The sequence below is a fragment of the Nocardiopsis dassonvillei subsp. dassonvillei DSM 43111 genome (assembly GCF_000092985.1).
GTDB lineage: Bacteria > Actinomycetota > Actinomycetes > Streptosporangiales > Streptosporangiaceae > Nocardiopsis > Nocardiopsis dassonvillei.
In genome coordinates this window covers 5526321-5540000 of sequence record NC_014210.1, presented here as the reverse complement: position 1 = coordinate 5540000, position 13680 = coordinate 5526321, and the positions used below count along the sequence as shown (strand labels likewise).

The following is a 13680-nucleotide window of genomic DNA, read 5'->3' as shown; positions in this document are numbered from 1 at the left end:
GCACGCCCTTCAGGTGGCCAGGATCTGCGGCGAGACCGTCTTGAGCATCGCGTCGGCCCAGCTCATCTGCCGCAGCGACTGCGGGTGGCACCGCTTGGTGAGCGCCAGCAGCTCGGCGTCCGCGGTCACCTGCGCGCCCTGCCCGAGCAGGTCCCAGTCCAGGGACACACCCGCCGCCATGCGGTACAGCCGACGCAGGTCCGCCAGGAGCAGCAGGTCGGGGTCGGAGCCGTCCCCCGGCAGCTCGCCCGCCTCCTCGGTGGGCGGGTCCGGGTTCTCCGGTTCCGGCTCCCCGAGGTCCAGGCCGTAGCGGGCACCGGCCTCGGAGATCTCCCGCACGTGCTCGCGCGACCAGCGGACCAGGTCCCGGGCCACGTGGTGGATCTCCTGCTCCTCCTCGTGCCGCTCGGCGATCCTGAGCAGTTCCCCGGCCAGGGCGCTCTCGGCGTCGTGCAGTTCGCGCAGGGCCACGGTGATCCTCATCGCGCACCTCCGGTGACGTGTTCCCCGGAGGCGGCGTCGGGGCCGCCCACGGTCTCGGGCACCCCGTCGCCGACCGGCCGGGACGCGGTCGTCGTCGGCGCGGGCGCCGGTGCGCCGTCCCCGCGGCCGAGGGGACGCAGCCGGGCCGCCGCGGTCTTGAACAGGGGCTGTTTGGACACCGGGTCCCAGTCGGTGACGGTCGTCTCGTTGGCCGCCCGGTCCCGGTCGGGGGAGCCGCCGTCGGCGTGCCTGTCCCAGTAGCCGTAGTGGAACGGGACGAACAGCACCCCGGGGCGGATGCCGCTGATCCGCGCCCGCGCCCGGACCACCCCGCGCGGCGAGGCCACCTCGACGGGATCGCCCTCGCAGATCCCGGCCTCCCGGGCGTCGGAGGGGGAGACCTCCACCCAGACCTCGGGGGCCGCCCGTTGCAACTGGGGTGAGCGCCCGGTCTTGGTGCGCGTGTGGAAGTGGTAGAGCGTGCGGCCGGTGATGAGCGCGAAGGGGTACTCCCCGCTCGGCTCCTCGTGCGGCGGCAGGTACTCGGCGGCCTTGATGATCGCCCGGCCCTCGGGGTTCATCGCCTTGTACTCGGTCGGCTCCAGCGGCGCCCCGGTGACCAGGTCGCGGCCGTAGCTCTCGCACTGGTCGGGCGCAGCCCAGAACCGGCCGTCGGCGTACAGGCGCTCGGTGCCGTCCGGGTTCTGGTCGTTGCAGGGCCACTGCACGCCGCTGCCGCCGCGCAGCCTGCCGTAGGTGAGGCCGGTGTAGTCGCACGGCCGTCCGGCGGTGGCCTCCTTCCACGCCTCGAAGGCCGACTCGGGGTCGTGCCACTGGGGGAACGGCGCACCGTCGTTGTCGCGGAAGTCCATCCGCCGGGCGTAGTCCAGGAAGATGTCCAGGTCCGACCGTGCCTCGCCGGGCGGCTCGACGGCCTTGTCGGACAGGTGGACGGTGCGGTCGGTGTTGGTGAACGTGCCCGTCTTCTCGCCCCAGGTCGCGGCGGGCAGCACCACGTCGGCGAGTTCGGCCGTCTCGGTCAGGAAGATGTCCTGCACCACCAGGAACAGCCCCTCCCGGGCGAGCACCGAGCGGATCCGCGCCAGCTCGGGCAGCGACACCGCCGGGTTGGTGGCGCTGACCCACAGGAACCGGATCGACCCCTTCTCGGCGTACCGCATGATCTGCATCGCGTGCGTGGGCGGCGCGTAGTGCGGGATCCGCATCGGGTCGAGGTTCCACACCGCGGCGAGGTCGCTGATGTGCTCGTCGTTGCTCCAGTTGCGAAAGCCCGTGAGGTCGCCGTCGGCGCCGCACTCGCGCGTGTTCTCCGCCGTGGGCTGCCCGTTCATCTGGAGGACGCCCGCGCCCGGCCTGCCGAGCATGCCGCAGACCAGGTGGATGTTGTTGACCTGCACGGACGCGGCGGTCGCCTGGTGCGACTGGTAGAAGCCCTGGAGCACGGTCGACAACAGCCGCTCGGCGTCGCCCAGGAGCGCGGCGGCCTCGCGGATCCGCTCCGCCGGGACCCCGCAGATCCCGGCCGCGCGCTCGGGCGGGTACCCCTCCACCTCCGCGACCAGGGAGTCGTAGCCGACCGTGTGGGCCTCGACGTAGTCGTGGTCGACCATGTCCCGCCGGATGATCTCGTGCAGGATGCCGTTCATCAGCGCGACGTTGGTCCCCGGCAGCGGGGCCAGGTGCAGCGTCGCCTCGCGCGCCACCGGGGTCGGGCGGGGGTCGACGCACAGGATCCGGGGCGGGTTGGGCCCGGCCAACCGGTCGAGCACGCGCGTCCACAGCACCGTCTGGGTCTCGGCCATGTTGTGGCCGTAGAGGGCGATGACGTCGGCGTGGTCGATGTCGGTGTAGGAGCCGGGCTGTCCGTCGCAGCCGAACGACTCCTTGAGCGCGGCGGCGGCGGTGGCCGTGCACAGCCGGGTGTTGCCGTCCATGTGGTTGGTGCCGATGGCGCCGTGCCCGATGGCGGCGAGCGTGTAGTACTCCTCCAGGAAGAGCTGTCCGCTGGTGTAGAAGCCGATCGCGCTCGGGCCCTGCTCGTCGAGCAGCTCCCCGCTGCGCCGCACGACCAGGTCCATCGCGGTGTCCCAGTCGGTCTCGACCAGCTCGCCGTCCCGGCGCACCAGGGGCCGGGTGAGCCGGTCGGGTGAGTGGTTGGCCTGCCACCCGTAGAGGTCCTTGGGGCCCAGGCGCCCGTGGTTGACCCGGTCGCCCTCGCGGCCCCGCACCCCCACGATCCGGTCGTCCTTGACCGCGATGTCGAGCGCGTCGCCGTTGGAGTGCAGGATCGACGCGGACCGCACCCAGCGGTCCACCTGGCCGGGGTCCACCCCCTCGGCCAGGTGGCTGTCCACTCTGGTCGGCCATTCCTGGCCGGGCCCGTACGGGGTGCGCGACCCCCATGGTTCGGCGATCCTGTCCCTGGACGGCACCGACACCACCCCTTCCCGTGCGGCCGAAACGCGTGAACGCCGCTACCCGGGGCGCAAACGCGTAAACGGCGCGGGATCCGGCCCCGCCCCGGCCGTGGCCGGAGGGGCAGACGGTGGCTCACCGGGTTGCTCATCAGGTGGATCACTGAAGCGGTAACGAGCAACCCAGTGAGCCAGACCCGGTGTCGGGGAAACAGGCGTGCGTCAGGACGTCCCGGTCGCGGCCAGGGGAAAAGGTCCGGCAGGTCCCGCCCGGTCCCGGCTCAGGGCAGGTGCACCATCCCGGCGATCCGACCGGCCGCCTCCCGCACGGCGGCGCCGAAGGGGGCGGGGTCGTCCAGCTCCAGGAGTGAGACGCCGACGCTGGCCACCGGATCGGAACTCCTCCCGACCACCGCCGCCGACACCCCGGTCACCGCGTTGGTCACCTCGGCGTGGGAGACGGCGTAGCCCCGCTCACGGGCCAGGGCGACCTCCTCGCGCTCCCCGGGCCGGGGAGGCATGGCCGCGAGCAGGGCCAGCCCGGCCGACCCCTTGTCGATGGGATCGACCCGCCCGGTCCGGAAGGCGATGTGGGCCGTGGCCCGGCGCGGTTCCACCACCATCAGGGCGCGCGCCTCATCCTCGCCCTCGGGGACGACGAGGTGCGCGGTGGCCCCCTGCGACTCGGCCAGCTCGGCCAGGACCGGACCGGCGACCTGGCGCAGGTCCGCCTCCACCGACTCGGCCAGCGCGACCAGCCCCGGCCCCAGGGTGATGCGCTTGAAGGGACCGCGTTTGCACAGCCGGTGCTCCTCCAGCGTGCGCACCAGCCGGTGGGCGACCGTGCGGTGCACGCCCACCCCCTCGGCGATCTCGGTGAGCGACAGTCCGTGCGGACTGCGGCTGAGCAGCTCCAACACCTCGATCCCGTTGTGCAGGGTCTTGGACGTGCGGGTGTTGGGCCTGTCGGCCGGTGTCTCGGGCATCTGGCTCCTCTCGCACCGCGAAGATACACCTCCCGCCTCTTGACGCAGGTGATGTGTGACACATACGTTAAGCCTTAATTGCACACCTAGTGCGATTATCGCACACATGGGGGGAAGGTCATGGACGGTTCGCTGGTCACCGGCATCCACCAGCTCTACGCGCGCCAGTCCCACCTGATCGACGGCGGCCACGCCGACGCCTGGGCCCGGACCTTCACCCCCGACGGCGAGTTCCACTCGCCGACCTATCCCGCGCCGGTCGTGGGGCGCGACCGCCTGCGGGCCTTCGCCGAGGACTTCGCGCACGCGGCCCGGGAGGCGGGCGAGGTGCGCCGCCACGTGGTCACCAACCTCTTCGTGGAGTCCGCGGACACCACACAGGCGCAGGTCAGCGCCTATCTTCAGGTCATCGGCACCCGTGTGACGGGCGACACCGCAATCCTGAGGTTCACCACCGTCAGCGACCGGCTGGTCCGCGACGGGCAGGACTGGCGCATCGCGCGCCGGGACGTCCGGCGCGACGACACCGCCTGAACCCCGGCCGCGCCCGACCGCACCCGGACCCACCGCACCCGCTCCCCACCAGATCCGGACCCGCGACCCCGGTCCCGTCCCACCCAAGGAAAGGCCGCACACCATGACCCAGCACGAGGGCACCGGCCCCGCCCGCGTCGTCCACCGCGTGATGGAGGCCGTCCACCCCGAGATGGCCGGCCGCACCGCGGTCGTCACCGGGGCGGCGCGCGGCATGGGCCGCAGCTTCGCCGCAGCCCTGGCCACCCGCGGCGTCAACGTCGTCGCGGCCGACATCAACGACGTCGACATGAAGCGGGTCGCCGACGAGATCAACCGCGACCTGGCCGACGGCGCTCTGCACGAGAGGCCCGGCCGGGTCGCCCCCCGCCGCGTCGACGTGGTCGTGCCCGAGCAGCACGACGACCTCGCCCGCGCCGCCGTCGACGAGTTCGGCTCCCTCGACTACTGGGTCAACAACGCCGGGGTCTTCCCGTACGCCGCCGTCGGCGAGATCACCGCCGAGCAGATGTCCACCGTCCTCGACGTCAACGTCCAGGGGGTCCTGCACGGCGCCCAGGCCGCCGCCCGCCGCATGCGGCCCGGCGGCGTCATCGTCAACATGTCCTCGGTGTCGGCGGTGCGCGTGCGCCGGGGCCGCGCCGCCTACTGCGCGTCCAAGGCCGCCGTCGCCCACCTGACCGAGTCCCTCGCCGTCGAGCTGGGCGACAGGGGGCTGCGCGTCAACTCCATCGCCCCCGGCTTCATCGACACCGAGATGACGCGCTGGCTCCAGGACGACCCCGAGGCCCTGGCCGCCGCCCTGGACAACGTGCCGCTGCACCGGGTCGGCTCCCCCGAGGAGGTCGTCGGCGTCCTGCTCTTCCTGCTCTCCGACAGCAGCCGCTACGTGACCGGGCACAGCATCGCCGTCGACGGGGGTTCCCGCCATGTCTGAGCACGTCGGCCGGCACGACCACGAGGACGAGGAGACCGCCGACGTCGTCGTCATCGGCGGGGGAGGGGCCGGGCTCGCCGCGGCCGTCACCGCCGCCGAGGAGGGCGCGCGCGTCCTGCTGTTCGAGTCCGAGTCCGAACTGGGCGGCTCCACCCAGCTCTCGGCGGGGCTCTTCACCGCCGCCGCGACCAGCGTCCAGCGCGGCACGGGCGTGGAGGACAGCGCCGAGCGCTTCTACCAGCACTACATGGACCTCAACCAGTGGATGCTCGAACCCGGGCTGGTCCGCGCCTTCTGCGAGAACGCCGGACCCACCCTGGAGTGGCTCATCGGACTGGGCGCCGGGTTCCCGGCCCGGACCTCCACCAACGCGCACATGCCCGGCCTGACCCGGGCCGGGGTCGAGGACGTCTGGCGCGCCCACGTCCCCGCCGACCAGGGGCTCGGTCTGGTCCAGGTGCTCGCCGCGGCCTGCCGCCGCCTCGGGGTCGAGACCGTGCTCAACACCCGGGTGCGGCACCTGCTGTTCGAGGACGGCCGGGTGCGCGGCGTCGTCGCCGACGGCGTCACCGTCCGCGCGAACGCCGTGGTGGTCGCCACCGGAGGCCTGGCCCAGGACCCCGAACTGCTCAAGGAGTACTACCCGGACGCCCTGGAGGCGGGCGAACACGCGTTCGTCGTGGCCGCGCCCGGCAGCCGGGGCGACCACCTGCGCTTCGCCGAACAGGTGGGGGCCTCCGTGACCGGCGCGGGCTGGGGGCTGCGGATGCCCACCGTCTACTTCCAACGCCAGCACCACTGGCAGTCGGGGTTCCCGCCGCTCTCGCGCGTGTACGTCAACGGGGCCGGGCGCCGCTTCATGGACGAGGACGCCTCCTACGCAGTCTCCACCGGCATCATCGACGCCCAGGGCGGCTCCGCGTGGTGCGTGTTCGACGACCGCGCCCGGGCCTCGCTGCCCGCCGGGTACGCGGACTGGACGCCCGAACGCGTCACCGAGGAGGCCGACGCGGGCCGCACCCTGCGCGCCGACACCCTGGAGGAACTGGCCGCCCTCATGGGGGTGCCCGAGGCCGCGCTGCTCACCACGGTGCGGACCTGGAACTCCCAGCTGCCGAACGGGCGGGACCCGGACTTCCTGCGCCACCTGACCCTGCGCGGCAAGGGGGCGCAGGCCGACCCCGAGCCCTTGGACACCGCTCCGTACTACGCGGCCCGCGTGCTGCCGGCCGAGATCGTCTGCACGCACGCCGGTCTGGAGATCGACTCCGCCGCCGCCGTGCGCGACCGCACCGGGACCGCGGTCCCCGGGCTCTTCGCCGCGGGCGAGGCGGGCGCCGGAGTCCTCGGTCCCCGCTACGTCGGCGGCGGCAACGCGGTCGCCAACGCCCTCACCATGGGCCGCATCGCCGGTCGGGGAGCGGCGGGCGCACGGAGGGGAACCGCCCGGCCGACGCGACCCGTCGCGTGACGGGCGGCGCCACCGGACACGCCTCGGGGCGGGTGTCCTGAGGCGCACCCGTCCCGCACCTTCCGCCCCACCGCACCGGACGCTTCACGCGGCCCCCTCGGCGCACGGCTCCCACCGCCCTCCCGGCAGTCGGCAGCACGCGCCCCGGCCCCCCGCCATCCCCCACGACCACGGGATCGGGCGGCGCACACACCGATCCGATCCTCTCCCCAGGGAGGCAGCATGTCACTCCACCAGCAGTCGGCGTCCGGGCCCGCACCGGCGCCGGAGGCGGGCTTCCAGTCGCGGATCAAGGTCATCCGCGCGGCGGTCATCGGCACCGTCGTCGAGTACTACGACTTCGGCATCTACGGCTACATGGCCACGTTCGTGGCGATGCTCTTCTTCGTCTCGGAGGACCCGACGGCGGCCCTGCTGGGCACGTTCGCCGCGTTCGCCGTCGCGTTCTTCATGCGCGTGCCCGGCGGCATCCTCTTCGGCCACATCGGGGACCGCTACGGGCGCAAGCGGGCCCTGTCCTGGACCATCCTGCTGATGGTCCTGGCCACCGCGGCCATCGGCGTGCTGCCCAACTACTACACGCTCGGCGTCTGGGCGACCGTCCTGCTGGTCCTGTGCCGCTGCGTCCAGGGCTTCGCCGCGGGCGGCGAACTCGGCGGGGCCAACGCCTTCGTGGCCGAGTCCGCCCCGGCCCGCTGGCGGGCCACCCAGACCTCCCTGGTCAACTCGGGCACCTACTTCGGCTCGCTGTTCGCCTCGCTGGTGGCGCTCACCTTCACCACGGTCTTCACCGAGCAGCAGATGCTGGACTGGGCGTGGCGCCTGCCGTTCCTGCTCAGCCTGCCCATCGGCGTCATCGGCCTCTACATCCGCAGCCACCTGGACGACACCCCGCAGTTCAAGCAGCTGGAGGACAAGGGCGAGACCGAGCGCATGCCGATCCGGACCCTGCTGGTCACCAACTGGCGGTCCGTGCTGAAGATCATCGGCCTGGGCGCGGTGATCACCGGCGGCTACTACATCGTCTCGGTGTACGCGGCCACCTACCTCCAGACCACGGCCGGGCACTCCGCCCAGCTGGCCTTCGCCTCGACCTCGGTCGCCATGGTCGTCGGCGCCGCCACGCTGCCGCTCTCGGGCTACCTGGCCGACACCATCGGCCGCAAGAAGGTCATCCTCATCGGCAGCGTCGGGGCCGCGCTCCTGGGCTTCCCGATGTTCATGATGATGTCCGCCGGCCCGGCCTGGGCCGCGATCGTGGGCCAGACGGCGCTGTTCGTGTGCGTCTCGGTCGTCAACGGCGCCTCGTTCGTCACCTACGCCGAGATGCTGGGCGCCTCCACCCGCTACAGCGGGATCGCGCTCGGCAACAACGTCACCAACACGCTCCTGGGCGGCACCGCGCCCTTCGTCGCGACCTGGCTGATCAGCGCCACCGGCCAGCCGCTGGCTCCCGCGGGCTACTTCGTCCTCACCGCCCTGGTGACGCTGGTGGCCGTCCTGTTCGTCACCGAGACCCGCGGCACCGAACTGCCGATCGACTGAGAGGAGAAGGCACATGCGCACAGCGGACGCGACGAGCGGCGGAACCGGACACGGACTGGCCGGACGCGTCGTCCTGGTGACCGGCGCCGCGGGCGGCATGGGCAGGGCCGAGGCCCTGGCACTGGGACGCGAGGGCGCCCGGGTCTGGGTGGCCGACCTGGACGCGGAGCGGGGCGAGGACACGGCCCGCCAGATCGGTGAGCTGGGCGCGACGGCCCGGTTCGCCCGCCTGGACGCCGCCGACCCGGACGACTGGGCGCGCCTGCGCGACCGGATCGCGGAGGAGGACGGCGGACGCCTGGACGGGCTGGTCAACAACGCCGGGGTCAGCCACCGCTTCGGGATCGCCGACACCACGGACGAGGACTGGCGCCGCGTGCTCGACGTCAACCTGTCCAGCGTGTTCTACGGCATGCGGTCCATGGCCCCGCTGCTGCGCGCGTCGGGGTCGGCGTCGGTGGTCAACGTGTCCTCCATCGCCGGGATGACCGGCTACTTCTCCGCCTCCTACGGCGCGAGCAAGTGGGGCGTGCGCGGCCTGAGCAAGGTGGGCGCGCTGGAGTTCGCGTCCTGGGGCGTGCGGGTGAACTCCCTGCACCCCGGGCTGGTGGACACCCCGCTGCTGCGCTCGGGGACCGACGACTTCGTCGAGGAGAGCCTGCGCTCGGTGCCCGCCGGCCGGGTGGCCGAACCCGGGGAGGTCGCCGACGTGGTGCTGTTCCTGCTGTCGGAGGCCTCCCGGTACGTGACGGGGGCCGAACTGGTCGTCGACGGCGGCCTGACCTCCGGCGGCCTCTACCACCGGATCACCTCGGGCCTGCGGGAGGGGCCCGTCTGAGTGTCCGGACACGACTCCGGGGAGGCGCCCACCGTCCAGGTGCGCCTCCCCGGTTCCCGGAGCGCGGGGCTTCGGTGACCCCCGGCGCCTCCGGGACCGGCCCGCGGTCCGGGGTCCGCACGCGCGGACTCCGGACCGCGGGCCGGTGCACCACGCCCGCGCCGCGCAGGCGCCGTCAGGCGGCGGCCCGGTCGGTGACGCGCCGGATGGCCTCGACGGCGAGTTCGGGCTGGTCGACGTGGATGTGGTGGCCGCTCTCCTCGGCGGTGCTGAGCCGGCTCTCACCGGACACCTGGAGCCACCGCTCCTGGCCCTCGGTCCACACGCGCTCCAGTTCGGCGCCGTACTCGGGGATCTCACCGAGGTACCGGACCCCGTGCTGGATGACCTCCGTCGGGATGTCCCCGGCCGAGCGGACCTCCGCGTCGCTGTCGATGACGATGCTCTCGGGGTTCTCGCCCCGGAACACCGCGAGGTTCTGCGCGCGCACCTCGGCGCCCGGGCCGGTCGCCGACTCGGGGATCACCTCGTTGATGTCGTCGAGCATCGTCGGTGACGTGGCGTCCAGCAGCACCAGGCCCCTGACCCGGTCCTGGTGGTCGGGGGCGTAGCGGGCGGCGATCAGCCCGCCCAGCGAGTGGCCGACCAGGACGACCGGTCCGTCACCGGCGACGTCGTCCAGGACGGCGGTCAGGGTCCGCCCGGCGTCGGCGACGCTCTGGGGGCCGGGCGGCTGGTCGCTCCCGCCCTCGCCGAACCGGTCGTAGGAGCAGACCCGGTCCCCCTCGCCCAGGGTCCCCTGGAGGTCGGCCATGGTGTCCAGGCCGTCGCCCATCCCGGCCATGAGGACGATGACCGGCCGTTCGCCGGCCGGGGCGCCGGAGCAGGAGACGTTCAGGGAACCGCCCTCGACGTCGAGCGTCTTGGTCCCGGTGAACAGCTCCCCGTCGGTCATCACGTCCTCCGCGGCCGACTCCAGGCCGGACTCCACCTCCTCCAGACCGGACCGCACGTCGGAGCACCCGACGAGGCCGGTCCCGGCCACGGCCAGGCACAGTGCGGTCAGGGCGGTCGTCCGGAAGGAACGCGACATCGGGGCCTCCAGCGAGGGAATCGGGACGGGGGCGTCGAGTGGTGCCGCGGGGCCGGGGGAGAGGGCCTCGGCCCCGCTCCCGCGGGCCGGGACTCCGCGGCTGGGGAAGAACCTACGGACGCGGCGGCGCCCGGGTCGTCACCGCACGGAGGGACACCCGCGTGTGGCTCCCGCGGGGGACGGCTCCCGCCGCCGACCCGGGCGGCACCCGTTGGCCCGCACCGGGCTCCCCGCCCCGCCCCCGCGCGAGGGCGGGCCCCGTCCACCTGTGACGACGCGCCCCTCCCGGGCCGCGTGGGCGTGCCCGGAGCGCCGGGACGCGCCCCGCCGCCGCCTCCGGGGGACCGTCCACCGCCGCGGACGGGCGCGGGCCGCGCACCGGAGTGGACCGGCGAAGGTCCGCCCCGCGCGCCCGTGTCCCCCGTGCGAGCTACGCGCAGGTGTCCTCTCCACGGTGACGACCGCGCACCACCCCGCTCCGTAGCGTTTCTCCCAGACGCGAAACCCCCTACGAAGGAATTTCGATGAGACTTGTCTGGCAGCTCCTGGCCGTCGCCGCGGTCGCCTTCATCGGCGCACAGGGAGTCATGGCGTTCCAGGACGTCCCCTTGGTCTCCCTGGTCCTGGGCCTCCTGGTCGCCGTGGCCTCGGTGTTCGTCTACCGGTGGGTGGTGCGCCGCACCGAGCGCCGAACCGTGACCGAACTGGACTGGAAGGGCGCCGCCTCCGCCACCAGCTGGGGCACCCTCCTCGGCGTCGGACTGTTCGCCCTGGTCATCGTCAACATCGTCTTCCTCGGCGGCTACCAGGTCAACGGCCTGGGCTCTCCGATGAGCGCCCTGGGACTGGTCGGCTTCATGGCCGCCGTCGCGGTGACCGAGGAGCTGATGTGGCGCGGCGTGCTGTTCCGCATCATCGAGGAGCGCACCGGCAGCTGGATCGCCCTCGCACTGACCGGCCTGGCCTTCGGCCTGGTGCACCTGATCAACCCGCACGCCACCCTGTGGGGCGCCCTCGCCATCGCCATCGAGGCCGGCGGCATGCTCACCGCCGCCTACATCGCCACCCGCAGCCTGTGGCTGCCCATCGGCCTGCACTTCGGCTGGAACATCGCCGGATCCGCCATCTTCAGCACCGCGGTCTCGGGCAGCGACACCCCCCAGGGACTGCTGGACGTCACCATCTCGGGCCCCACGATCATCACCGGCGGCGACTTCGGCCCCGAAGGCAGCATGTACTCCGTGGTGTTCTGCGTCATCGTCACCGTGGTCCTCATGTGGATCGCCCGCCGCCGCGACCGGATCGTCCCCGTCCGCCGGCGCGGCGAGCGTCCCGCCGCCACCACTACACTGCCCCAGTGACCAGTCTCCGGCGGCTCCCCGAACTGTGGCAGCGACTCGACGTCACCCTCCGGGACCTGCCCCTGGGGCTGCTGCTCCTGACCGCCTCGCTCATCCCGTCACTGCACGGGCAGGGGACCGAGTTCGGCGGGGTGGCCGACCGCCCCCTCGACGCCCTGGGCCTGGTCGCGATCGCCCTCCAGTCGCTGCCCCTGGCCGGGCGGCGGCGGTGGCCGATCCTGACCCTGGCACTGGTGGCGAGCGGCTTCGCCCTCGACCAGCTCAACGGTTACCACCTGTTCGCGGGCACCGCGCTGCCCATCGCGCTGGTGAGCGCCGGCGCCCACGTCCACCGGTACCGGTGGACCACCGTGCTCGTGGCCTCGGCCGCCTACGTGGTGCTCTCGGTCGGGGTGGACCGGCTCGGAACGGGTGAGACCCCGGCCGGGTACGTGACGTTCTACGGGGCGCTGGCCCTGGCCTGGGGGGTCGGGGCATGGCTGCGCTCCACCCGCCTCGCCGAGGCCGAACGCCGCCGCCTCGTCGCCGAGGCCACCCGCACCGCCGAACGCACCCGCATCGCCCGCGAACTCCACGACGTCGTGACCCACCACGTGACCGCCATGGTCGTGCAGGCCGAGTCGGCGCGCTACCTGACCTCCGCGCCCGACCGGCTCGACCAGACCCTGACCGCGGTCACCGACACCGGCAGGCGGGCCATCACCGACCTGCGCCACCTGCTCGACCTGCTCAACCCCGACCACTCCACCCCCGTCCCCGCCTCCGACGAAGGGCTGCTCACCGTGGTGGAGCAGACGCGCCGGGCCGGGCAGCCGGTGGAGTTCAGCGAGGAGGGCACCCCGGCCTCCTCACGCGGCAGCGCCGACCTCGTCGCGCACCGCGTCGTGCAGGAGGCCCTGACCAACGCCCTCAAGTACGCGCACGGAAGCCCCACCACCGTGCGGGTGCGCCACCGCCCCGAGGAGATCACCGTGAACGTCAGCACCGACCACGCCGGGCCCCCGGGCGTCTCCCCCGGCGGAAGCGGGCGGGGCCTGGTCGGCCTGCGCGAACGCGTCGAGGTCCTGGGCGGCGACTTCACCGCTGGCCCGCGCGAGGGCGGGGGATTCGCCGTCCACGCCCGCATCCCCGCGCACGCCCCGGTGGGCGACCGGGCATGAGCGCGCCGATCCGGGTCCTGGTCTGCGACGACCAGGTGCTGATCCGCACCGGCCTCGTCACCATCATCGACGCCCAACCCGACCTGGAGGTCGCCGGCGAGTGCGGGGACGGCGCGGCCGCCGTCGAACTCGCCGAGCGGCTGCGCCCCGACGTCGTGGTGATGGACGTGCGCATGCCCGTGCTCGACGGCATCGAGGCCACCCGGCGCCTGGCCGGGGCCGGGGTGGACCGTCCCGTCAAGGTCCTGGTGGTCACGACGTTCAACCTCGACGAGTACGTCTACGAGGCGCTGCGCGCGGGCGCCAGCGGGTTCCTGCTCAAGGACGCGCCCCCGGCCCAGCTGCTGCACGGCATCCGCACCGTGTCCACCGGCGCGGCCCTGCTGGACCCCGAGGTCACACGACAGCTGGTGGGCAGGTACGCCGCACGGATCCGGCCCCCCGACGCCGCCGCGGCCGACGCCCGGCTGACCCCCCGCGAGCTGGAGGTCCTGCGCCTGATCGCCAACGGCCTGTCCAACGGCGAGATCGCCGCGAGCCTGTTCATCAGCCAGGAGACCGTGAAGACGTTCGTCTCGCGCATCCTGACCAAACTCGACCTGCGCGACCGCGTCCAGGCCGTGGTCTACGCCTACCGGCAGGGGCTGGTGACCTGACCCCCGGCGCACACCCCGACCGGCGGGCGGGCGCCGGGATCCGCGGACGGCCGCGCACCCCGGTCCCGTGCTCCGCGGCGGGGCGGGGGCACACGCGCGGCGGAGGTCCCGGCCCGTGCGGGGAGACCGGACCGGTGCCGCGACCGTCGGACTTCCCCGCGCGCCGGTCGCGGGCTTGACC

At 73.5% G+C, this 13680-nt stretch carries 12 protein-coding genes; 8 read left to right on the top strand and 4 right to left on the bottom strand.

Annotation, left to right across the window (positions count from 1 at the left end):
- Positions 1–9 precede the first annotated feature (9 nt).
- From NDAS_RS23030 to NDAS_RS23020, 3 genes are all read right to left on the bottom strand, one after another.
- Positions 10–483 (bottom strand): hypothetical protein, encoded by a 474-nt coding sequence (locus NDAS_RS23030; RefSeq protein WP_013155656.1) that lies wholly within the window; start codon positions 481–483, stop codon positions 10–12.
- Positions 480–2858 (bottom strand): molybdopterin oxidoreductase family protein, encoded by a 2379-nt coding sequence (locus NDAS_RS23025; protein WP_041552956.1) that lies wholly within the window; start codon positions 2856–2858, stop codon positions 480–482. The genes NDAS_RS23030 and NDAS_RS23025 overlap by 4 nt, the downstream gene beginning before the upstream one ends.
- Before the next feature lie 341 nt (positions 2859–3199).
- Positions 3200–3904: an IclR family transcriptional regulator gene (locus NDAS_RS23020; protein WP_013155654.1), complete on the bottom strand. Its 705-nt coding sequence runs from the start codon at positions 3902–3904 to the stop codon at positions 3200–3202.
- Positions 3905–4024: 120 nt separating this feature from the next.
- Between NDAS_RS23020 and NDAS_RS23015 the strand changes: the two genes are divergently transcribed.
- From NDAS_RS23015 to NDAS_RS22995, 5 genes are all read left to right on the top strand, one after another.
- Positions 4025–4438 carry a nuclear transport factor 2 family protein gene (locus NDAS_RS23015; RefSeq protein WP_013155653.1) on the top strand — a complete coding sequence of 138 codons (414 nt, stop codon included), beginning with the start codon at positions 4025–4027 and terminating at the stop codon, positions 4436–4438.
- A 103-nt stretch (positions 4439–4541) separates the two neighbouring features.
- Positions 4542–5375, top strand: coding sequence for an SDR family NAD(P)-dependent oxidoreductase (locus tag NDAS_RS23010; protein WP_013155652.1), 834 nt, complete (start codon positions 4542–4544; stop codon positions 5373–5375).
- A complete protein-coding gene (locus NDAS_RS23005; protein ID WP_013155651.1) occupies positions 5368–6846 on the top strand; it encodes an FAD-dependent oxidoreductase in 1479 nt (492 codons plus the stop codon). The genes NDAS_RS23010 and NDAS_RS23005 overlap by 8 nt, the downstream gene beginning before the upstream one ends.
- A gap of 222 nt (positions 6847–7068) precedes the next feature.
- Positions 7069–8391: an MFS transporter gene (locus NDAS_RS23000; RefSeq protein WP_013155650.1), complete on the top strand. Its 1323-nt coding sequence runs from the start codon at positions 7069–7071 to the stop codon at positions 8389–8391.
- Positions 8392–8404: 13 nt separating this feature from the next.
- Positions 8405–9229 carry an SDR family NAD(P)-dependent oxidoreductase gene (locus tag NDAS_RS22995; protein WP_013155649.1) on the top strand — a complete coding sequence of 275 codons (825 nt, stop codon included), beginning with the start codon at positions 8405–8407 and terminating at the stop codon, positions 9227–9229.
- A gap of 175 nt (positions 9230–9404) precedes the next feature.
- Here the strand turns inward: NDAS_RS22995 and NDAS_RS22990 are convergent, their stop codons facing one another.
- Complete coding sequence (locus NDAS_RS22990; RefSeq protein WP_013155648.1) at positions 9405–10322, bottom strand: alpha/beta fold hydrolase; 918 nt, start codon at positions 10320–10322, stop codon at positions 9405–9407.
- A gap of 524 nt (positions 10323–10846) precedes the next feature.
- Here NDAS_RS22990 and NDAS_RS22985 point away from each other — a divergent pair.
- From NDAS_RS22985 to NDAS_RS22975, 3 genes are read left to right on the top strand one after another with little or no spacing between them, the layout of a single operon-like run.
- Positions 10847–11683, top strand: coding sequence for a CPBP family intramembrane glutamic endopeptidase (locus NDAS_RS22985; protein ID WP_013155647.1), 837 nt, complete (start codon positions 10847–10849; stop codon positions 11681–11683).
- The gene (locus tag NDAS_RS22980; protein WP_013155646.1) at positions 11680–12843 is read left to right on the top strand and encodes a sensor histidine kinase; all 1164 of its coding nucleotides are present in this window, start codon (positions 11680–11682) and stop codon (positions 12841–12843) included. Before NDAS_RS22985 ends, NDAS_RS22980 begins: the two co-directional genes overlap by 4 nt.
- A complete protein-coding gene (locus NDAS_RS22975) occupies positions 12840–13499 on the top strand; it encodes a response regulator (protein WP_013155645.1) in 660 nt (219 codons plus the stop codon). Before NDAS_RS22980 ends, NDAS_RS22975 begins: the two co-directional genes overlap by 4 nt.
- The last annotated feature ends 181 nt before the right edge of the window (positions 13500–13680 follow it).